Annotated in this window: 20 protein-coding genes and 2 pseudogenes; 10 read left to right on the top strand and 12 right to left on the bottom strand. The window is 73.1% G+C overall.

Annotation, left to right across the window (positions count from 1 at the left end):
* The first annotated feature begins 118 nt into the window (after positions 1 to 118).
* Positions 119 to 994 (top strand): peptidoglycan-binding domain-containing protein, encoded by an 876-nt coding sequence (locus DN069_RS30735; RefSeq protein ID WP_133260093.1) that lies wholly within the window; start codon positions 119 to 121, stop codon positions 992 to 994.
* A gap of 56 nt (positions 995 to 1050) precedes the next feature.
* On the opposite strand, the gene DN069_RS30730 is transcribed toward DN069_RS30735, so the two are convergent.
* On the bottom strand, positions 1051 to 1638 hold the full coding sequence (locus DN069_RS30730) for a TMEM165/GDT1 family protein (RefSeq protein ID WP_111506507.1): 588 nt from the start codon (positions 1636 to 1638) through the stop codon (positions 1051 to 1053).
* A 387-nt stretch (positions 1639 to 2025) separates the two neighbouring features.
* Here DN069_RS30730 and DN069_RS30725 point away from each other — a divergent pair, with 387 nt between their 5' ends.
* The 3 genes from DN069_RS30725 to DN069_RS30715 are packed head-to-tail and all read left to right on the top strand — an operon-like array spanning position 2026 to position 4072.
* On the top strand, positions 2026 to 2430 hold the full coding sequence (locus DN069_RS30725) for a hypothetical protein (protein WP_111506506.1): 405 nt from the start codon (positions 2026 to 2028) through the stop codon (positions 2428 to 2430).
* Between the two features lie 54 nt (positions 2431 to 2484).
* On the top strand, positions 2485 to 3480 hold the full coding sequence (locus DN069_RS30720; protein WP_111506505.1) for an aldo/keto reductase: 996 nt from the start codon (positions 2485 to 2487) through the stop codon (positions 3478 to 3480).
* Between the two features lie 37 nt (positions 3481 to 3517).
* Positions 3518 to 4072: a DUF1697 domain-containing protein gene (locus DN069_RS30715; RefSeq protein ID WP_111506504.1), complete on the top strand. Its 555-nt coding sequence runs from the start codon at positions 3518 to 3520 to the stop codon at positions 4070 to 4072.
* A 16-nt stretch (positions 4073 to 4088) separates the two neighbouring features.
* Here DN069_RS30715 and DN069_RS30710 read toward each other — a convergent pair whose 3' ends face one another.
* Positions 4089 to 4535 (bottom strand): MarR family winged helix-turn-helix transcriptional regulator, encoded by a 447-nt coding sequence (locus DN069_RS30710; RefSeq protein ID WP_111506503.1) that lies wholly within the window; start codon positions 4533 to 4535, stop codon positions 4089 to 4091.
* A 60-nt stretch (positions 4536 to 4595) separates the two neighbouring features.
* Here DN069_RS30710 and DN069_RS30705 point away from each other — a divergent pair, with 60 nt between their 5' ends.
* Positions 4596 to 6122: a DHA2 family efflux MFS transporter permease subunit gene (locus DN069_RS30705; RefSeq protein WP_424556347.1), complete on the top strand. Its 1527-nt coding sequence runs from the start codon at positions 4596 to 4598 to the stop codon at positions 6120 to 6122.
* Here DN069_RS30705 and DN069_RS42975 read toward each other — a convergent pair.
* The 6 genes and pseudogenes from DN069_RS42975 to DN069_RS30675 form a co-directional block, all read right to left on the bottom strand.
* Positions 6055 to 6411, bottom strand: a pseudogene (locus DN069_RS42975) (methylated-DNA--[protein]-cysteine S-methyltransferase); the annotation flags it as partial. The gene DN069_RS30705 and the pseudogene DN069_RS42975 sit on opposite strands and share 68 nt — an antisense overlap.
* 143 nt (positions 6412 to 6554) lie before the next feature.
* Positions 6555 to 7124: pseudogene (locus DN069_RS30695) on the bottom strand (aspartate-alanine antiporter-like transporter); the annotation flags it as partial.
* Between the two features lie 225 nt (positions 7125 to 7349).
* On the bottom strand, positions 7350 to 8288 hold the full coding sequence (locus tag DN069_RS30690) for an ROK family protein (protein ID WP_111506501.1): 939 nt from the start codon (positions 8286 to 8288) through the stop codon (positions 7350 to 7352).
* 124 nt (positions 8289 to 8412) lie between these two features.
* Positions 8413 to 9195: a class I SAM-dependent methyltransferase gene (locus DN069_RS30685; protein ID WP_111506500.1), complete on the bottom strand. Its 783-nt coding sequence runs from the start codon at positions 9193 to 9195 to the stop codon at positions 8413 to 8415.
* Positions 9196 to 9229: 34 nt separating this feature from the next.
* Positions 9230 to 9751 carry a DUF1990 domain-containing protein gene (locus DN069_RS30680; protein WP_111506499.1) on the bottom strand — a complete coding sequence of 174 codons (522 nt, stop codon included), beginning with the start codon at positions 9749 to 9751 and terminating at the stop codon, positions 9230 to 9232.
* Positions 9748 to 10335: a PadR family transcriptional regulator gene (locus tag DN069_RS30675; RefSeq protein ID WP_111506498.1), complete on the bottom strand. Its 588-nt coding sequence runs from the start codon at positions 10333 to 10335 to the stop codon at positions 9748 to 9750. Before DN069_RS30675 ends, DN069_RS30680 begins: the two co-directional genes overlap by 4 nt.
* 120 nt (positions 10336 to 10455) lie before the next feature.
* On the opposite strand from DN069_RS30675, the gene DN069_RS30670 reads away from it, so the two are divergent.
* Both DN069_RS30670 and DN069_RS30665 read left to right on the top strand, forming a co-directional pair.
* The gene (locus tag DN069_RS30670) at positions 10456 to 11733 is read left to right on the top strand and encodes a sensor histidine kinase (RefSeq protein ID WP_111506497.1); all 1278 of its coding nucleotides are present in this window, start codon (positions 10456 to 10458) and stop codon (positions 11731 to 11733) included.
* Positions 11734 to 11777: 44 nt separating this feature from the next.
* Positions 11778 to 12470, top strand: a complete 693-nt coding sequence (locus DN069_RS30665; protein WP_111506531.1) for a response regulator — start codon at positions 11778 to 11780, stop codon at positions 12468 to 12470.
* Between the two features lie 16 nt (positions 12471 to 12486).
* Here the strand turns inward: DN069_RS30665 and ligD (DN069_RS30660) are convergent, their stop codons facing one another.
* Positions 12487 to 13461 (bottom strand): non-homologous end-joining DNA ligase, encoded by a 975-nt coding sequence (gene ligD, locus DN069_RS30660; RefSeq protein ID WP_111506496.1) that lies wholly within the window; start codon positions 13459 to 13461, stop codon positions 12487 to 12489.
* 13 nt (positions 13462 to 13474) lie between these two features.
* Complete coding sequence (ku, locus tag DN069_RS30655) at positions 13475 to 14497, bottom strand: non-homologous end joining protein Ku (protein WP_111506495.1); 1023 nt, start codon at positions 14495 to 14497, stop codon at positions 13475 to 13477.
* Positions 14498 to 14587: 90 nt separating this feature from the next.
* Between ku and ligD (DN069_RS30650) the strand changes: the two genes are divergently transcribed.
* The 3 genes from ligD (DN069_RS30650) to DN069_RS30640 all read left to right on the top strand — a co-directional run bounded on the left by ligD (DN069_RS30650) (position 14588) and on the right by DN069_RS30640 (position 17918).
* Entirely contained in the window at positions 14588 to 15445 is an 858-nt protein-coding gene (ligD, locus tag DN069_RS30650) for a non-homologous end-joining DNA ligase (protein WP_341538515.1), read from the top strand.
* 297 nt (positions 15446 to 15742) lie between these two features.
* Positions 15743 to 16300, top strand: a complete 558-nt coding sequence (locus DN069_RS30645) for a DUF6542 domain-containing protein (RefSeq protein WP_133260092.1) — start codon at positions 15743 to 15745, stop codon at positions 16298 to 16300.
* Positions 16293 to 17918 carry an LCP family protein gene (locus tag DN069_RS30640; protein ID WP_243639952.1) on the top strand — a complete coding sequence of 542 codons (1626 nt, stop codon included), beginning with the start codon at positions 16293 to 16295 and terminating at the stop codon, positions 17916 to 17918. The genes DN069_RS30645 and DN069_RS30640 overlap by 8 nt, the downstream gene beginning before the upstream one ends.
* An 8-nt stretch (positions 17919 to 17926) precedes the next feature.
* Here DN069_RS30640 and DN069_RS39570 read toward each other — a convergent pair whose 3' ends face one another.
* Entirely contained in the window at positions 17927 to 18538 is a 612-nt protein-coding gene (locus DN069_RS39570; RefSeq protein WP_133260091.1) for an MTB12 C-terminal domain-containing protein, read from the bottom strand.
* A gap of 93 nt (positions 18539 to 18631) precedes the next feature.
* Positions 18632 to 19039, bottom strand: a complete 408-nt coding sequence (locus DN069_RS30630; protein ID WP_111506491.1) for a hypothetical protein — start codon at positions 19037 to 19039, stop codon at positions 18632 to 18634.
* Between the last annotated feature and the right edge of the window lie 182 nt (positions 19040 to 19221).

The raw sequence follows: 19221 nt of genomic DNA, 5'->3' as shown, positions 1-19221 counted from the left end.
CGATCCGACTGACGATCTGCTGTTCGCCCGTTCGCACGGATGCTGCATAATCGCCCCGATCGACGCATCAGTCGAGCCATTCGGCACGTTCGCATGTGCGGCCCGAGCAGGGGGAATGATGGCGTTTCCGCCAGGTGACGGGGACGGCGGAGCCGTCGGTCAGGGCTCGGGCAGCGACGACGAGACGACGGTCCTGCCGCCGCTCGACGGCGACCCGGCGCTGGTCCGCCCGTACGTGCGCGCCGCCGAGGGGGACGCTCCCGTCCCTGAGGACGCCCCGGTCGGGCCCCGCGCGGACTCCCCGAGCGCGCCGCAGGTCTGGGCGGCGGACGTGGAGCACACGACCGTCCTGCCGCCGGTCCCACCCGGTCCCGGCGCACCGCCCCGGCAGACCGCGCGGCCGCAGGGCCGGCCGCCGACGCCGCGCGAGCCGCAGCCGGGGCCCTCGGGTCCGCGGCGCGGGAAGGTGCTCGCACTCACCGGCGGGGCGCTCGCGCTCGTCCTGATCGGGACCGGTGCGGCGCTGCTGACGCGCCCGTCCACGGGCGCACCCGCCGTCCAGGCCGCGGCGCCCTCCGTCGACGCGGCCACGGCGTCCGCGACGCCGTCCCTCAGCACCGTCGCGTCACCGAGCCCGAGCGCCTCGCACAGCCACGCGCCGAAGCAGAGCCCGTCGCCTCGCCACCGGCCCTCCCCGTCGGCGAGCCGTTCACCGTCGCACTCGGCCTCGCCCTCCAGCTCGCCGCAGTCGACCTCGCTGAGCATCGGCGCGTCCGGCCCGGCCGTGACGGCGCTGCAGCAGGACCTGCGTCAGCTCTGGATCGACCGCCGCCAGCCGAGCGGCACCTACGACGACCGCACCGCGCAGGACGTCAGCACGTTCCAGAGCTGGTACAACGTCCAGGGCGACCCGGCCGGCGTCTACGGGCCGAACTCGCAGGCGAAGATGGCCCAGGTGCTGGCGGGCAACGGCGGCAACAACGGGAACGGCTGAGGCCCCCGGCTCAGCCACGGCCCGCTCAGCCGTCGGCCCGTTGACCTTCAGCCCGCTCAGCCGGCGATCGCCGAGTAGATGCTGATCCCGGCCAGCACCAGCATGATCAGCGCGGCGCCGCGCTGGATCACGTGCAGCGGCACCCGCTGCATCAGCTTCTGCCCGCCCAGGATCGCCAGGCCGCTGACGGCGCAGAGGGCGAGCCAGCTGCCCAGGCCCACGGCGAGCCAGTCGCCGTACTTGGCGGCGAGGTTCGCGGTGGCGATCTGGGTCAGGTCGCCGAACTCGGCGATGGCGATCACGGCGAAGCTCGCGCCCGCCACGCGCCAGAAGCTGTCGGAGCGGGGGGTGCGGCCCTCCCCCTCCTCCTCGTCGTCCTCCTTGTGCAGCAGCAGCATCACTGCGCCGAGCACGAAGAGGCCGCCCACCACGGCCTCGAGCGCGCGGTGCGGGAGGAGCGCCAGCAGCCGGCCGGCGACGAGGGCGAGGGCGACCTGGCAGGCCATCGCGGCCGCGACGCCGGCGAAGACGTAGGAGCTGCGGTAGCGCGTGCCGAGCACCAGGCTGGCCAGCGCGGTCTTGTCGGGGAGCTCGGCCAGGAAGATGACGCCGAAGGTGATGCCGAAGACGGCGAAGCTGCTCACGGAAGGGTGGTCCTCAGGATCAGGTGGTGCCGACGCCGCGGAGCCCACGACCTCGGGGACGCTTCGGCGCGGCAGCCAGTGCGAACACGTGGTCGGGTACGACTGCTGCGGCCGAAGGTCTCGCCGACGCGGGCCGTTGCTGGCGGCTCGCGCCCCGGGCGCCGGGCGGGCCGTGAAGCCCGCCAGTATGTCGACGGTCCGGTCGGGGCTACTCCCCTTCGATCACCCCAGAGTCTACCCGAGCACCCTCCGAGAGAAGCAGACGATCCGATCAGCGCACCGTCGCGTCCCTCTTTCGACGGACAGAAGGGAACGGGTGTGCGCGTTTCTGCGTCCGTGCTTGCGTAAGCTCTGCATAAATGCCAGCCGGCCCCGGGGGAATGCCGTATGTCCGTCAACTCCATCCATCGCGTCCGAGCCGCCGCCATCACCGGACTCGCCGCCGTCGCGATCGGCGGCACCGCGCTCACCGGGACCGCCTACGCCAAGTCCGGCGCCTACGTCCAGGTGTCGGCCCACGCGGTGCGGATAGGGCAGAACATCCAGGTCACCGCGTCCGGCGGGGACGACTCGGTGCGCTATACCTTCGCCTGCCTGGACGAGCGGATCGGCAACGGCGGCTGGTTCGCGCTCGGCTGCTCCGGACGGCCGTGGTCGGCCTACGGGCGCTCGGTGCGGGCCACGTCGTTCGGGCGCGTCCAGTTCCGGGCGCGGCTGATCGCCAAGAGCCGCCCGACCGGAAACGGCTGGCTGGACCGGGTCTCGGGCAGCGTCGACGTCCTGGTCCGCTGACCCGCCCTCAGGGGCGCTCTCGACAAGATCGTGCGGCCGGGCGAGGGTAGCCGCATGGACTACACCTCACTCGGCCGCACCGGCCTGTCCGTCTCCCGGCTCTGCCTCGGCACGATGAACTTCGGTCCGCGCACCGAGGAGACGCCGGCGCACGCGATCATGGACACCGCCCTGGACCGGGGCGTCAACTTCTTCGACACCGCGAACGCCTACGGACAGCAGGTGGGCAAGGGCCGTACCGAGGAGATCATCGGCAGCTGGTTCGCGAAGGGCGGCGGCCGCCGCGAGCGGACGGTGCTGGCCACCAAGCTGTACGGAGCGATGCCGACGCCCGGCACCGAGGGCAGCTGGCCCAACGACGGCAAGCTCTCGGCGCTGAACATCCGCCGTGCCTGCGACGCGAGCCTGAAGCGCCTGGGCACGGACTACATCGACCTCTACCAGATGCACCACGTCGACCGGGCCACGCCCTGGGACGAGATCTGGCAGGCGATGGAGGTCCTGGTCCAGCAGGGCAAGATCCTCTACGTGGGCAGCAGCAACTTCGCCGGCTGGCACATCGCCACCGCGCAGGGCGCGGCCGCGCGGCGGAACAACGTGGGCCTGGTGGCCGAGCAGTCGTACTACAACCTGATGCAGCGGACGGTCGAGCTGGAGGTGCTGCCGGCGGCGCAGTACCACGGGCTCGGCGTGATCGCCTGGTCCCCGCTGCAGGGCGGGCTGCTGGGCGGCGTGCTGCGCAAGGCGGCCGAGAACGCGGACGGCACGCGCAGCGCGGAGCGGCTGAAGACCCTCGACCCGGCGCAGCTCGCCCAGCTGCAGCAGTGGGAGGACCTGTGCGCGAAGCTCGGCACCGAGCCGGGCACCGTCGCCCTCGCCTGGCTGCTGCACCAGAGCGCCGTCACCGCGCCGATCATCGGCCCGCGCACGGCGGAGCAGTTGGACACCGCGCTCGCCGCGGTGGACCTGGTCCTGGACGAGGACACGCTGGCCGAGCTGGACCGGATCTTCCCCGGCCACAAGCCCGCGCCCGAGGACTACGCCTGGTAGCAGGCCCGCAGGCGGGAGCACGGCCTACGATCGGCGCATGAGCGCTGAGCAGATCCCCTACGTCGCCTTCCTGCGGGCCGTCAACGTCGGCCGGCGGAAGGTGGAGATGGCCCGGCTCCGGGCCGAGCTCGACGGGCTCGGCCTGGGCCCGGCGCGCACCTACATCGCCAGCGGCAACGCCTTCTTCGCCACCGCAGGCAAGGACCGCGCCAAGCTGCGGGCGGAGATCGAGCAGCGGCTGGAGCAGGCCTTCGGCTTCGCGATCCCGACCGCCCTCTACACCCTCGCCGAGGTCGAGGAGGCCTACGCGGCCGCGCCGTTCGGCGCGAAACCGCCCGAGGCGCACGAGCGGTTCAGCCTGCTCTTCACGACCGGCCCGCTGGATCCGCAGGTGCTGCCGCAGGCCGGCAAGCGGGGCGACTGGGAGGTGGTGGGCCTGCACGGCGCCACCGCCTACCTGCACTACCGCGTCGTCGACGGCAAGGGCCCGGCCAACCCCGTGCCGCTGCTGGAGAAGGCCTTCGGCGTGCAGGGCACGGGCCGGTTCCACCACACCGTGGAGAAGATCATCGCATCGGCCCGGAAGGGCTGAGCCACCCCCACCGGCCCTACCCGGGGCTGACCGCGGCCCTCATCCTGGCGAGCAGCGCGCGCAGTTGCTCGCGCTCCGCGGGGCTCAGCGGGCCCGTCGCGACGGCGAGCGCCCGCGCGTCCTCCGCCTCGGCCTCGGTGTGGTGCCGCAGGCCCGACTCGGTGAGCGTCAGCAGGAAGGCGCGCCGGTCCTCGGGGTGACGCACGCGCTCCACCAGCCCGTCCCGTTCCAGGCCGTCCACGATCGCGGTGGTGGTCCGCGCGGCGACCCCCAGCATCTCGCTCAGGTCGCGCATGCGCAGCGGCTCGCCCTCACGGGCGAGGATCCGCAGGGCGCGCAGCCGGGCGACCGAGGCGCCGAGCGGGCGCAGCCTGCCCTCCACGTACGCGCGCAGCTCCGTCGTGGTGTCGAAGAGCTCGTCGATCAGGACGTCGCTGCTGCCGTGCCGTCGCTGCTTGCCCATCTGGCGCCCGTCCTCGAAATGTTTTGATGAGTACCCACATAGTGAGTACCCTCAGTACTTGTGACCACACTGCGTCAGCAGCAGATCGCCGTACCCGTCATGTACCTCGCGTCGGTGTTCCTCGTCATTGTCGACGGTGTCATCACCACCGTGGCCCTCCCCTCCATCGGCCACCACTTCCACCTCTCCCCCACCGCCCTCGACAGCGTCGTCGTGGTCTATCCCGTCTGTCTCGGCGTCACGGTGCCCGCCTCCGCCTGGCTGTTGGAACACTACGGCGGGCGGCGGATGCTGCTGCTCGGACTGACCCTGTTCACCCTCGCCTCCGCGCTCTGCGGGCTGGCCCAGAGCCTGCCGCAGCTCGTGGTCTTCCGCGCCGCGCAGGGCGCGGCGGCAGGCCTGCTCACGCCCGTGAGCCAGGGCCTGCTCTTCCGCACCTTCAGCCAGCGGGAGCAGGTGCGGCTCTCCCGCATCCTGATCATCCCTCAGCAACTGGCCCCCGCCCTGGCGCCGGTGCTCGGCGGCGTCCTGGTCGACAGCCTCGGCTGGCGCTGGGTCTTCCTGGTCAACCTGCCGCTCGGCCTCGCCGCCGTCGCCTTCGGGCTGGCCTTCCTGGACGAGCACCGGTCCGGAGCGGCTCGGGACCGGCACCTGGACACGACCGGGCTGCTGCTCAGCGGGAGCGGGCTGGGCGCGCTGATGTACGGCGTCTGCGCCGGGCCCGACCTGGGCTGGGGCGCGCCGGCCGTGCTGGCCACACTGCTCGGCGGCGCGGCGCTGCTGGTCGCGGCCGTGCGCCACCAGTGGCGGGCACGCCGACCCGCCCTGCGGGTCCGACTCTTCGAGGACCGGATGTTCCGCCGGGCGAGCCTGCTGGGCGCGCTCGGCCTGGTGCCCTTCCTGGGCGCGATGTTCCTCGTCCCCCTCGTGGTCCAGCAGTTGCAGAGCCGCAGCGCACTCGACTCCGGCACGGCCACCTGCACCGAGGCGGTCGGGATCCTGCTCACCGTGCAGGTCGTCGGCCGCGTCTACCACCGCGTCGGCCCCGGCCCGCTGGTCGGCGCCGGCCTGCTGGGCGTGGCCGCCGTCGAGCTCTGGGCGGGCGGCGCCACCGGCGCGGGCACCGGGCTGTGGACCTTCCGTCTCGTCATGTTCCTGCTGGGCCTGGCGATGGGCGCCGTCTACCTGCCGCTCACCGCCGCCTCGCTCACCACCCTCGACCGCGCGGACGCAGCCCAGGCCGCGACGCTGAGCACCGTCATGCGCCAGACCTCGGCGGCGCTGGCGCCCGCCGTCGTCACGGCCTCCCTGGTGCTGGGCACGCCGACGACGGGAGCAGCGGCCGGCCCGCCCGCCGGCGCCTACCGGCTGGCCTTCCTCACCCTCGGCGTCCTCGCGCTGCTGTGCGCCGCCTACGGGTTCAGGCTGGGCCGTCCCAGTCGAGCGTCGGCGGCAGGTGGCCCTCCAGCGTCAGCAGCCAGCGCTTCACCGACATCCCGGCCTCGCCGCCCCCGAAGCCGCCCAGTCCGTCCGCGGCGACCACCCGGTGACAGGGCACCAGCAGGAAGAGCGGGTTCGACCCCATGATCTGCCCCACCGCCCGGGCGGCGAGGTGCTGCTCCACCTCCGCCTCGAAGGCGCCGCTGCGCGCGGCCAACTGGCCGTAGGTGACGGTCTCGCCCCAGCCCACCGTCCGCTCCAGCGTCTGGAGCACCTGGCGCTGGACCCCGTCCGTCCAGCGCCAGTCGAGCGGCAGCTCGAACGCACGACGCCGCCCAGCGAAGTACTCCCCCAGCCGGGCGGCGACGCGCGCCGCCCGTTCGTCCCCGGCCGGCGCGGGCGCCCCGACGACCTCACCCCGCGTCTCGTGCAGCATGTCCCCCGGCCCGAAGGTGGCGCCTATGACGCCGCGCTCCGTCACCGCCACCCGCACCGGCCCGGTGGGCAGCGGCGTGAGCACGTCGACCCAGTGGACCTTCGTCTCCATACCCTGGACTCTAACCGGCACCACCGACAACCTCAGGTGCGCAGCCCCAGCACGCCCACGAGCAGCGGGCCGGTCAGCGGCAGCAGGAAGTTCGAGAGCGTGTAGGTGATGGTGTAGCCCAGCATCGGGACGCTGCTCTGGGCCACGTTCGTGACCGCCGTGATGGCGGGGGTACTGCACTGCTGACCCGCGATCGCGCCGATCAGGATCGGCTTCTCGATCTTCAGGAACCTGCGTCCGACGAGGAGCCCCAGGAACGCCGGGATCACCACCATGACGATGCCCGCCGCGGGCAGCAGCACCGGGTACTGCCTGAGCAGCGGGCCCGCGTCGGGGCCGGCCGCCATGCCGGTGACCGCGATGAAGACGGACAGGCCCAGGTCCTTCGCGGTCTGCGCGGCCACCGGCGGATACGCGCCGAAGGTCGGGCGCTGGGCGCGGAGCCAGCCGAAGACCAGGCCGGAGATGAGGCAGCCGCCGCCCGCGCCCAGGGTCAGGTTCGCCGACCCCGCGCGGACGTTGATCATGCCCAGCAGCACGCCCGCGCAGATGCCGAGCGAGATGTAGATGTAGTCCGCGCTGTCCTGCCGGACCATCGCGCCGGCCCGCCCGGCGAACCGCTGAGCGTGCCGCAGATGCCGCCCAGGGTGATCGGTCCCACGCGCAGCTTGCCCACGAGATATCCGAGGGCCAGACACACGAACAGGGCGAGAACCGCGTTCTCTCGCAGCAGACTCATGAAGCCCATTACAAGGGATTCGCCCGAATTGAGCTGATATGACATGCCGAAGGTTGATCTTCGGACGGCCTGCCTCGAGCGGGCTCCTTCAGTCCAGCGCCAGCGCCGCCGCCCCGATCAGCCCGGCGTCCGTGCCCAGCTCCGCCGCCCGCACCGTCAGGTGACGGGTGAACGGCAGCGTCGCGTAGGAGTGCAGGTGACGGCGGAGGGGAGCCAGCAGCAGCTCGCCCGCGCGGAGCACACCGCCGCCGAGGACCGCCACGTCGAGCTCGACCAGCGTCGCCGTCGCGGCGATCCCGGCCGCGAGCGCGCGTGCGGCCCGGTCGAAGGCGGCGAGCGCGACCCGGTCGCCGGCCCGCGCCGACTCCGCGACGGCCGCGGCGGATGCTGACCCCTCGTCACCGGCCGGGCGCCAGCCCTGGCCCACGGCCCAGGCGGCGATGGCCGTGCCGCTGGCCACCCGCTCCAGGCAGCCGCGCGACCCGCACGGGCAGGGCTCGCCCTCCAGGTCGACGGTGATGTGGCCGAGGTGACCGGCGTTCCCGGTCGGCCCCGGGTAGACCTTGCCGTCCAGCACCAGCCCGGCGCCGACGCCCGTGGAGACCACCAGGCAGAGCGCGTTGGCGAAGCCACGGGCCGCGCCGCGCCAGTGCTCGGCCGCGGTCATCGCGACCGCGTCGCCGCCCAGCGCCACCGGCGCGCCCGCCACCTGCGGCAGCGCGCGGACCTCCGCGACGAGCGGGAAACCGCGCCAGGCGGAGATGTTGACGGGGCTGACCGTGCCCTTGCCGATGTCGACCGGGCCCGCGCTGCCGACGCCCACCCGGTCCACCCGCGCCCAGCGCGGGTCCGCGGCGAGGTCGGCGACCACCTCGGCGACGGTGAGGAACACCTCCGCCGGATCGGTGGCCCGCGCCCGGGTCGGCCGCTCGACGCGGTGGTGCAAGGTGCCGTCCCGGCCGACCAGACCGCCCGCGATCTTGGTGCCGCCGACGTCGATCGCCGCGATCACGGCCGCGTCCCCCATGGCTGCGTCTCCCACCGCTGCATCATCCACGGCTGCGTCTCCGGGTGCCCTCATGAGCAGCGAGTCTGCTGCCCGTAACGGTTCGCTGTCCAACGGGCGTCCGACGGGTGCGGCGCGCCCACGCTCACGCCGCGCGGCGCCGGCCGACGTAGCGCAGGCCGTTGGCCCGGATCGCGCCGGCCTCGATCGCCGTCCGCTCCTCCTCGGCGGTGACGCCCGCCAGCGCGGTGTGGAAGTAGGCGTCGCGCTCCAGCAGCTCCGTCTCGAAGTCCGAGCCCTCCAGCGCGCGCAGCATGGCCGCTCCGGTCAGCAGGCCGTGCTCCCCGGCCCAGCCCTGGAAGTACTCCTCCCAGCTGCCGCCGGACTCCCGCCAGCTCTCGTGGTGCCCCGCGATCCACCACGCCGGGCTGTCCTCGGTCTGCTCCGCCGGGAGCCGGTCGAAGCACCAGCGCGCGGTCGCCTCGTCCATCTCCTCGCGCGCCCACTCGCGCAGCACGAGCAGCCCGCCAGGTCGCACCCGCGACGCGAGGGAGGCCAGCAGCGCGTCCAGGTCCTCGACGTGGTGCAGCGAGAGGCAGGCGACGACGGCGTCGTAGGGGAGTTCGTCGGCGTCGGGCCGGTAGTCCTCGTACCGGTCGCGGACGAAGCCGGGCCCCTCCGGCGCCTGCGGGTCCACGCCGACGGCGCGATGACCCTCCGCGCGCAGCAGCGGTACGAACCCGCCGAGCGCGCCGCAGCCGATCTCCAGCACCGACCCCGGGCCCAGCCCCGCGAGCTGCTCCCGCACGAACGGCCACACGAACGCGATCCGCTTCGCGTCCCCCGGGCGGGGCGCGGCGAAGAGCGGCTCGTCGACGTCGTGCGCGTGACCGTGGGTGTGGCCGTGCTGGTGCGTGCCGTGCGCCATCGCTGCTCCGTCCGTGGTGGTGCGGCTGACGGGTTCAGCCTGCCACAGCGCCCGGCGCGGTCCTGGCGATCCCGCGCAGGACCATGCCGCAACGGCGGGCGTAGAGACGCTGCATGACCGGGACCAGCCCGCCCAGCATCCGCGCCGCGCGGCCGCCGGGCCGGCTGAAGGCGATGACGTCGAACCACACGTCGCCCTTGGATGCGAGCGTGAGCAGGAACGCCTCCTCGCCGCACTCCGGGTGGCCCGCCAAGGTGCCGTAGGCCCAGCCGTAACGGCCGGGCTCGTCGACGACCCACACGATCCGGCACGGCGCGCGGACCACTCCCGCCAGCGTGACCGTGACGTCCGCGCCGAGTTCTGCGCGGGGCGCGGAGGCGGTGACGCCCACCGGGAGGCGGCGGTGCATCCGGAACGTCCCGAGTGCCTCGGCGGCGACGCGGAACGCGTCCGTGCCCTGGCCGATCCGGACCCGGTGGTACAGGCGGGAGTAGCCGGGGCGCAGGCCCCCGCCGTGCAGCGTGGCACCCACCTCGGGATAGCTGAACCCGTTCATCCTCCGGCCCCCTCCGAAGCGGCCGGCTCCGACCGGGCGGGCTCCGACTCGGCCAGGTCCGTGACGGCGGCGTCGACGCGGCGCAGCCAGTCCGTCCAGAACCGCTCCATCTCGATACCGGCCTCCAGCACCAGGTGCTGCAGCCGGGCCTCCGCCGTCTCCCGCCGGTCCGGCGGGAACTGACGGGTCTCCATCGCGCGGTAGGCGTCCAGTTGGGCCGCGTGCAGGTCCAGGTGGCGACGCACCTCCGCGCCCACGTCGCCGAGGCCGACGACGGCCGCGGCACGCAGCCGCAGCGCGAGCGGGTCGCGCAGCTGCCGCGGCGGGTCGCTGCGCGACACCCAGGCGGCGAGCTCGGCGCGACCCTCGGGCAGCACCTCGTACTCCTTGCGACGCCCCTGGGCCGGCGGGCCGGGGATGGCCCGGATCAGCCCGCCCTGCTCCAGCTTGCCGAGCTCCCGGTAGATCTGCTGATGCGTGGCGGCCCAGAAGAAACCGATCGACTTGTCGAACCGCCGCGTCAGCTCCAGCCCCGAGGACGGCTTCTCCAGCAGGGCGGTGAGGATGGCGTGGGGCAGCGACATGCCCCGATCCTAGGACGGCGCCACCTGCCCGGGGCGGACGGCGGGCCCCGTCGGTGTAGCCCACAGGCGTAAGCCCGCAGGTCGATGCCGGGAAGCGGAGCGGCCGTTAGGCTCGACGGCATGACCGCCGTACCCCGTCCTCCGCTGCTCTCCCGCATCCCTCCCGGGGTGTGGACGGGGCTCGGGCAGGCGATGGTGACGCTGCTGGTCATCCTCTTCGTGCTGAACCTGGCCCCGAATCCGCTGAGCATCCGCAACGGCACCGAGCACCAGGGTCCGCTGACGGTGACCGTCTGGATCGCCCTCGGCTCGCTGCTGCTGCGCCGCTACCCGCGCACGAGCATGGGGCTCTTCCTCGGCCTCGTGCTCTACACCAGCACCGCCGCGGACTACCCCGTCGAGGTGCTGGCCCTGCAGCAGACGCTGCCCGCGCAGCTCGCCCTGTGCTACGTCTGCGCCACCCAGCCGCGCAAGGTGAGCACCCCGGCCGCGGTGATGTCCTATGCGACGCTGCTGGGTTACGAGTTGGGCCGGGTCGGGCAGGGCATGCCGACGGACCGCCTGTACAACATCCTGCCGATGCTGCTGGTGCTGCTGCTCGCGCAGCTGATCGGCAACTCGGTCCGCACCCGGCGCATCTTCGCCGCCGCCAGCCGGGCGCAGGCCACCGAGCAGGCGATCACCGAGGAGCGGCTGCGGATCGCCCGCGAGCTGCACGACATGGTCGCGCACAGCATCGGCATCATCGCCATCCAGGCGGGCGTCGGCAGCCGTGTCCTGGACAGCCAGCCGGAGGAGGCCCGCTCCGCCCTCCAGGCCATCGAGGCGACCAGCAGGGAGACCCTCTCCGGCCTGCGGCGCACCCTGGTGGCCCTGCGTCAGGCCGATCCGGAACCCGGCAGCCAGCTCGCCCCGCTCGCCCCCGCGCCCGGCCTCGACGACGTCGAGAAGCTCGCCGCGACGACGACGGAGGCGGGCGTGCGCGTCGACGTCACCTGGCGCGGCGAACGCCGCCCGTTGCCCGGCGACATCGACCTGTCCGCGTTCCGCATCGTGCAGGAGGCCGTGACCAACGTGGTCCGGCACTCCGGCGCGCGCTGCTGCCGGGTGTCGATCGACTACGGGGACGAGCAGTTGGCGCTGGAGATCGTCGACGACGGGCGCACCGCGGGGGCCGTGCACGGTCCGCCGGGCGGGCCGGGTGCGCCTGCCGGGCACGGATCCGGCTTCGGCATCACCGGCATGCGCGAGCGGGTCAGCCTGCTGCACGGCGAGTTCAGCGCGGCGCCCCGCCCCGAGGGCGGCTTCCGCGTCGCGGCGTGCCTGCCACTGCCGCCGGGCCGCCAGGCGGAGCGCCCGGACCAGGCCGAGGCGCCGGCTTCGGCCACCGCCGGGTGACCGGAGCTGACATGATCAACATCGTGACGACGACTGAGGACGGTATGGACGACGGTACGAGCGGCGCGCCCGCCGAGATCCGGATCCTGCTCGCCGACGACCAGCCGCTGGTCCGCTCGGGCCTGCGGGTGCTGATCAACGACAACCCGGACCTCCAGGTCGTCGCCGAGGCCGGCACCGGCGACGAGGCGGTCGCCCTGGCCGCGAGCGTCCGGCCCGACGTCGCCGTCCTGGACATCCGCATGCCCGGCATGGACGGCATCGAGGCCGCCCGCCGCATCGTCGAGTCCACGGACCCGCCGCGGGTCCTGATGCTCACCACCTTCGACGACGACGACTACGTCTACGGCGCACTGCGCGCCGGCGCCTCGGGCTTCCTGGTCAAGGACATGGCCCTGGAGGAGATTCTCGGCGCGATCCGCGTCGTCGCCGCGGGCGACGCCCTGATCGCCCCCAGCGTCACCCGCCGCCTGATCGCGGAGTTCGCCAGCCGCCCCGACCGCGGCAAATCCGGCGCGCCGGTCCGCAAGCTCGCCGGCATCACCGACCGCGAGGTGGAGGTCCTCACCCTGGTCGGCCGCGGCCTCAGCAACAGCGAGATCGCGGAGACCCTGGTCATCAGCGTGGCCACCGCCAAGTCCCACGTCGCGAGGCTGCTGACCAAGCTGGACGCACGGGACCGGGTGCAGCTGGTGATCCTGGCCTACGAGGCCGGCCTCGTCTCCGCGAGGGGATAGCGGCACGCCCCTGAGGTCACGCCTCCGGGGTCACCTCGCGCAGGCCCTTCCACACCGGCTGCCGCAGGATCCCGCCCGCGGTGAGCTCCTGGTACTCGACCTCCGCCGTCAGGGCCGGCGAGGCCCAGTGCACGGTGGAGTCCGGCCGGCCCAGGTCGGCCGGGGTGCCCAGGAACGGGGAGACGTCCGTCTCCAGATGCCGCAACAGCACCAGCAGGTCCTCACCCTCGTGCACGCCGATACCCGAGCCGACCGCGCCGAGGTACCGCAGCGCGCCCCGCTCCGGCAGTCCGACCAGGACACTGCGCAGCCCGCCGCTGCGCGGCTCGCCCAGCCAGCCGCCGAGGCGGACGTCCAGGGACTGGCGGTGCTTGTGCTTGATCCACGCCCGCGAGCGCCGGCCCGGCTCGTAGAGGGAGTCGAGCCGCTTGGCGACGATGCCCTCGATGCCGTAGGCCTCCGTCCACTCCACCGCGGAGCGCAGGTCACCGAGCCAGGCGGGCGGCGTCCGGACGGGGCCGTGCTCCTGGTCGAGCGGCAGCTCGAGCAGCCGGGCACGGCGGGCGCTGTAGGGCAGCCGGGTGAGGTCGTGGCCGTCCCGGTTGAGCACGTCGAAGACCATCAGGGTCACCGGGGTGGAGTGCCGCGCGGCCTGGATCTGGGCGGGGCGGCGCAGGCTCATCCGTTCCTGCAGCGCGCCGAAGCTGGGTGAGCCGTTGACGCCGAGCGCCACCACCTCGCCGTCCAGGACGGCGGCAGTATCGCCCAACGCCTCTGCCACAGCGGCGAGTTCGGGGAACCGCTCGGTCGCCTCCGCACCCGTGCGGGAGCGGACGTGGACGGAGCCGTCGCCGGGGACGTAGACGAGCACCCGCATGCCGTCCCACTTCACCTCCGCCGCCCAGTGCGCCTCGTCGCGCGGCAGCGGCGCGGTCGTCGCCAGCATCGGCGCGTAGACGGGGAGGGCGGTCGGGGTGCGGGCGCGGGACATGGGGACGCGCCGCTCAGGAGGCGCGCCGCGGCGCGGACTTGCGGGCGGCGGCGGTCTTCTCGGCGGCGGTCTTCTTGGCCGCCGTCTTCTTCGCGGGTGGCTCCTTGGCCGTGGCCGCCTTCGTGCGCGCGGCCGTCCCGGCCGTCGTCTTCTTGGCGGCGGCTGCGGGCGCGGGCGCCGCGCGCTTGCGCGCCTTCGGGGCTGGCGCCTCCTCCGCCTCTTCTGTCCCGTCCGCGGCTTCGCCGGTGGCCTCGCCGCGGCTCGCCTTGGCCGCGGCCACGCTGGAGCGCAGCGCCGCCATCAGGTCGATGACCTCCGCGCCGCCCTCGGCCATCGGGACGGGGGCGGGGGTCGCGCCGTGGGCCTTCGCGGTCAGCAGGTCGTCGAGGGCGACCACGTAGGCGTCCTTCTCCCCGTCGAGGTCGAAGCCCTCGGAGAGGGTGTCCATCAGCGAGCGGGCCATGGCCAGCTCCTGCGGGCGCAGTTGGGCGTCCTCGGGGGCGAGGCCCTCCGCCGAGCGGATCTCGTCGGGCCAGCGCATGGTCTGCAGCACGAGCAGGTCGTCCTGGACACGCAGCACCGCCAGGGACTCCCGGGAGCGCATGGTGATCTTGGTGACCGCCACCAGGCCGGAGTCGCGCATCGCCTCGCGCAGCAGCGCGTAGGGCTTGGCCGGCGACTTGTCGCCGAGGCCCACGTAGTAGGGGCTGTCCCAGCGCAGCGGGTCGATCTGCTCGGCGGGGACGAAGGCCACCACGTCGATGATCTTCTTGCTGGGCACGGGCAGCGTCGCCAGGTCCTCGTCGGTCAGCACGACCACCCCGCCGTCGGGCGCGTCCCAGCCCTTGGCGATCTCGCCGTACTCCACCTCGCGGTCCTCCGCCTCGCAGAAGCGCTTGAGCCGGACGCGTGAACCGTCCTCCCGGTGGACCTGGTGGAGCACCGGGCCGGAGTGCGTCTCGGTGGCCGGATAGAGCTTGACCGGTACGGCGACCAGACCGAACGTGATGCTGCCCGTCCAGACGCTGCGAGGCATGGGCTGAACCTTTCGCGGGGTGCTGCACCCTTCGCTGGGTATTGACACGTTATGCCGCAAAAGGTACGAGTGCAGGTCGACGGTCGACCCTTGTTGCTGTCCCACTTGGACAAGGTGCTGTGGCCGGCCTGGACCAAGGCGGAGATGCTCGACTACTACGCCCGCGTGGCCGACGCCATGGCTCCTCACCTGCGCGACCGGCCCGCGTCGTTCCTGCGCGGCCCCGAGGGCATGACCGGCCCGCTCTTCGTCGCCAAGAACCCGCCGCCGCAGACGCCCGACTGGGTTCGGATCGAGGTGATCGAGGCCAAGGAGGGCCCGCGCGAGCACCTCGTCCTCGACGACGCCCCGAGCCTGATCGCCGCCGCGAACCTCTACTGCCTGGAGATCCACGTCCCCCAGTGGACGCTCACGACCGGCCGCGACGGCCACGACCGCCTCGTCGTCGACCTCGACCCGGGCGAGGGCGCCACGGCCGTCGAGTGCTGCGTGGCCGCGCTGCTGGTCCGCGAGGCCCTGGCCGCCGACGGGCTCGCCTGCTGGCCGGTCACCTCCGGCAGCAAGGGCCTCCACCTCTACACGCCGCTGCCGCCGACGACGGAGGACGCGGTCGTCGGCTACGCCCGCACGGCCGCGGAGCGGCTGGCGGCCGCCTACCCGCAGCTACTGGTGGCGCGGATGACCAAGGCGCTGCGCACCGGCAAGGTCTTCCTGGACTGGTCGCAGAACTCCACCTCGAAGACGACGTCCGCCCCCTACACCCTGCGCGCCACCCGCACGCCCGTCCCCGGCGTCTCCACGCCGCTGACCTGGTCCGAGGTCGAGTCGTGCCGGTCGGTGGAGGACCTCGCCTTCTCGCCCGAGGACGTCATCGCCCGCGTCGCCGCGCACGGCGACCTGGCGGCCGGACTCTGCGACCCGGCCGAGGCACGCGGCCTGCCGGGCTGAGCCCGCCGAGGCCACGTCGAGCGCGCACGCGGCGTGAGGGAGAGCACGTGCCGGCTTCCGCTCCCAGCGCGCGCCCGTGACCGCGCGCGCCCGCATCGCCGCAGCTCATCGGCACGTTGACGACCCCGGCCGATCACAAAGGATCCAGGCAGCCCTTCCGATTTCCTTACCAGCAGTGACCCACGGCCCGGCCAACACTTGCTAGATTGCGCAAGTCTCGCAACCGAGAGCACGTACGACGCGTCCCTCAGGTGTGCGGAGAGCTGCTCGAAGTGGCGTGGCACGAAGGGTGTGAAGATGACGGACGCTTGGGACCGACCCGCCGGGTCGGGCGGGCGCGCGGCCGGGGGTCGTCCCGGACCGAGGGTGCTGGACCCGGAGGAGTCGGCGGGACGCGGCGCGCGGCGCCGCGGCGTTCCGACCCAGCGGTCCGGTGGACAGCCCGGCGGCTGGGAGGACGGGCCCGCGCCCGAAGGACGTCGTCACCCGGCCGTCGTGGCCCTGGTCCTGATCCTGCCGCCGCTGGCCGCGGCGCTGGTCAGCGGCGGCACCGGCCTCGTCTTCTGGGCCGGCTCGCTGATCGGCGCGATCGGCGCCGCCGCGCTCTGCTCGCGTCCCGGCGTCTGGTGGGTCAGCACCGGCACGCCTCCGGTCGTGCTGCTGATGGCACTCGCGGGGCTGGTGGTCGGCGACTCGTCGGCGAAGAGCGCCAAGCTCGGCACCGACCTGCTCAAGGTCGTCGCGGGGGCGTTTCCGGTGATGGGCGCCGCGCTGCTGTGCGCCCTGGTGATCGGCGTGGCGCGGACGCTGTCCGCACGGTCCGCGCGCAACGTGAAGGGGAACGGTCGTGGGTAGCCGCAAGGGTGGGAGCACGGCGGCCTCCGGGGCCACCCGCGCCTCGGGCGCGCTGAAGGCGGGCCGGGCCGCCGCCGTGATCGGCTCCAGCGTGGTCATGGCGATCGCCGGCGTGAGCTGGTACGAGTACGGCCAGCTGACGGACGGCGTGACGCAGTCGGACGCGCTGGACGTCTCCTCCAAGAACGCGCCGCCGAAGCTGGACAACTCGATCAACATCCTGCTGATCGGCCTGGACAGCCGTAAGGCCAACGACGGCTCCGACCTGCCCGGCTGGTTCGTCCAGGACGAGCTGCACGCCGGCTCGTCCAGCGACGTCGGCGGCTACAACACCAACAGCCTGATCATGCTGCACATACCCGCCGACCCGAACCAGAAGGTCGAGGCGGTCTCCGTCCCGCGTGACGACTACGTCGAGACCTACAACGGCGACGGCACCGAGCAGGGCATGCACAAGATCAAGGAGGCCTACGGCCTGGCCAAGGCCAAGGCCATGCCGGGCCTTGAAGCCCAGGGCCTCAAGGGCGCCGCGCTGGAGCAGGCCAGCCGCGACGTCGGCCGGGCGGCGACGCTCACCACCGTGCAGAAGTTCCTCAACGTGCACATCGACCACTTCGCCGAGGTCAACCTGATCGGCTTCTACGACGTGGCGAAGGCGATCGGCCCGGTCACCGTCTGCCTCAACCACGCCACCTCGGACCCGGCCATGGAGGGCCAGGGCTCGGGGGCGAACTTCCACGCCGGCCTGAACGTGCTGCAGACCCCGGCCCAGGCGCTGTCCTTCGTCCGCCAGCGACACAACCTGACCAACACCGACGGCAACGGCAACGGCGGCGACTTCGCCCGCACCCACCGCCAGCAGGCGTACATCACCTCGGCCGAGACGCAGCTGAAGAAGAACGGCATGCTGTCCGACCTGGGCAAGCTGCAGGGTCTGATCGACACGGTCAAGAAGGACGTCGTCATCGACAACCGCTGGAACCTGCTGGACTTCGCCCAGCAGGCGCCCAACCTCTCCGGCGGCAAGGTCACTTTCAACACCCTGCCGATCACCGGCCAGCCGAACGTCTACATCCCGGGCGAGGGCACCCAGTCCGTCAACACCGTCAGCGTCGGCCAGGTTCAGCGCACCGTCGCCTACCTGTTCCGCGACGCCCCGTCGTCGTCCTCCTCGTCGTCCTCGTCGTCCTCGACGCCGAAGGCCGGCTCGTCCTCCCAGGCCGCCGCGCACGCGGTGGTCGACGTCCTCAACGGCGGCGCGAAGCCCGGCTCCGCGGGCACGGAGCTGGACGCGCTCGTCTCCGACGGCTACACGCGGGGCCACACCGGCAACCACGCGGCGGTCGGCGCCACCAAGGTCTACTACGGCGCGGGCGCCGAGTCCGCCGCCGGCCAGATCGCGGGCAAGCTGAGCACCCAGGCGACGGCGAGCGCCGCGATCGCGGCGGGGACGGTCGAGGTGGTCCTCGGCCCGGACTTCACCTCGCCGTCCTCCGGGTCGGGCTCAGGTTCGGGCTCGGGTTCCGGCGTGGGTGCCAGCCCCAGCAGCACCCCGCACCTGGTCTTCCAGGGCTCGGCGGTCAACGGCGGCGGCGACGGCATCCCCTGCGTCGACTGAGGACTCCGTCAGGAGCAACCGGGCACCGACTTACCGTTGTTGCTGAGCGCCACCAGCGCGCACAGCGTCGTGTCCGAGACCTTCCAGGTGCCGTTCTCCAGCACCGCCTTGCCCTTGGCGTTGGGCAGGGCGGGGCTGCCGCCCTGGCACAGGTTGTAGGTGACGTCCGCCGTGGTCGCGCTCGTGAAGTGCACGGCCGTCACGGTGACGCTCGCCTTGGCCGCGAGCGGGTTCCCGGCGAAGCCCTGCAGGACGGCGGTCAGCTGCTGACCGTTCTGCAGCAGCCCGACCTTCTCGGCGGCGGGCGTGGTGGGACTGAAGAACTTGCTGAAGTTCTGGGCGACGCTGGCGCCCGCAGCGGCGACATCACTGGGCCCAGACCCACTGACGGCCGGCGCCACCCCCGTCGCACAGGCCTGCGCCGCGGCCCCACCCGTGCCGGCCGGCGCGCTGGTCGCGGGTGCACTGGTCGCGGAAGCCGACGTGGCCGGGCTCGCACTCGTTCCTGCACCACCGGTACCGGAGCCGGAACTGCAGGCGGCCGCGACGAGCATCAGCCCTGCCACGAGCCCGCTCAGGAGCAGGGAGTGGCGCCGTTCAGTGGAATGGTTCGGGAGCATTCTCTCCACCACCTGATGGCTGCGTTGCCGATCGACGTACACCCCTATCGTCACCCCGCCACCGGCCTCCGGCACGCCCGAAATAAAGATTTCTTAAGGACGTCCGGTGAGGGTCACGATCTTCGAGTCCCCGTCCATGCCGTGCGGCACGAGCGCGGTGAGCACGACGTCGGAGTGGTGCGTCCAGGCGTCCACGCCCGCGTGCACGTCGTCCCCACAGACCTTGGCGACGGAGTCACCGCCGAGGTAGACGCCGAAGTGCATGGTGACGGCCTTGAGTTCGACACACCCCTTCGCCGACTCGACGGAGCCGCGCAGCCGGTAGCCGCCTCTCTCGCGTGTGACGGTCAGGTCCGCCACCCCGTCCGACGAGTCGTGGCCGGAGGCGATGCTCAGACGGACACTCTGCTGCGCCGGCCGACCCCGCTGCCCCCCAGGCTCGGCGACGGCTCCCCCAGCCAGGGTGAGCGCTGCGACAAAGGCGTAGGCGAGCTGGCGCACGACGGACTCCAGGTGCTCGAGAGTGGGGCTGCGACCAGCAGTCCTAACGCCCCGACCTGCGACAACGGCCACCGCCCGTACGGGTGATCTTGATCCACCGGCCCCCGGGTCCTCCCAAAACCGCCCACCGTTGTCCTCCCCCTCGACCTCACCCTCGCCTGTCTGCCGTCCTCCACCCACCC

Origin of the sequence: Streptacidiphilus pinicola (assembly GCF_003258295.1) — a bacterium.
GTDB lineage: Bacteria > Actinomycetota > Actinomycetes > Streptomycetales > Streptomycetaceae > Streptacidiphilus > Streptacidiphilus pinicola.
The sequence above is the reverse complement of the archived record's forward strand: the minus strand, read 5'-3'. Positions and strand labels throughout refer to the sequence as shown.

Coding starts and splice junctions, on each gene's coding strand:
- DN069_RS30665 (WP_111506531.1), top strand. CDS start 11,778: ATGGACGACGGTACGAGCGGCGCGCCCGCCGAGATCCGGATCCTGCTC.
- DN069_RS30720 (WP_111506505.1), top strand. CDS start 2,485: ATGGACTACACCTCACTCGGCCGCACCGGCCTGTCCGTCTCCCGGCTC.
- DN069_RS30710 (WP_111506503.1), bottom strand. CDS start 4,535: ATGGGCAAGCAGCGACGGCACGGCAGCAGCGACGTCCTGATCGACGAG.
- DN069_RS30685 (WP_111506500.1), bottom strand. CDS start 9,195: ATGGCGCACGGCACGCACCAGCACGGCCACACCCACGGTCACGCGCAC.
- DN069_RS30735 (WP_133260093.1), top strand. CDS start 119: ATGGCGTTTCCGCCAGGTGACGGGGACGGCGGAGCCGTCGGTCAGGGC.
- DN069_RS30675 (WP_111506498.1), bottom strand. CDS start 10,335: ATGTCGCTGCCCCACGCCATCCTCACCGCCCTGCTGGAGAAGCCGTCC.
- DN069_RS30645 (WP_133260092.1), top strand. CDS start 15,743: ATGACGGACGCTTGGGACCGACCCGCCGGGTCGGGCGGGCGCGCGGCC.
- DN069_RS30725 (WP_111506506.1), top strand. CDS start 2,026: ATGTCCGTCAACTCCATCCATCGCGTCCGAGCCGCCGCCATCACCGGA.
- DN069_RS30670 (WP_111506497.1), top strand. CDS start 10,456: ATGACCGCCGTACCCCGTCCTCCGCTGCTCTCCCGCATCCCTCCCGGG.
- ligD (WP_111506496.1), bottom strand. CDS start 13,461: ATGTCCCGCGCCCGCACCCCGACCGCCCTCCCCGTCTACGCGCCGATG.
- DN069_RS30680 (WP_111506499.1), bottom strand. CDS start 9,751: ATGAACGGGTTCAGCTATCCCGAGGTGGGTGCCACGCTGCACGGCGGG.
- DN069_RS39570 (WP_133260091.1), bottom strand. CDS start 18,538: ATGCTCCCGAACCATTCCACTGAACGGCGCCACTCCCTGCTCCTGAGC.
- ku (WP_111506495.1), bottom strand. CDS start 14,497: ATGCCTCGCAGCGTCTGGACGGGCAGCATCACGTTCGGTCTGGTCGCC.
- DN069_RS30690 (WP_111506501.1), bottom strand. CDS start 8,288: ATGGGGGACGCGGCCGTGATCGCGGCGATCGACGTCGGCGGCACCAAG.
- DN069_RS30715 (WP_111506504.1), top strand. CDS start 3,518: ATGAGCGCTGAGCAGATCCCCTACGTCGCCTTCCTGCGGGCCGTCAAC.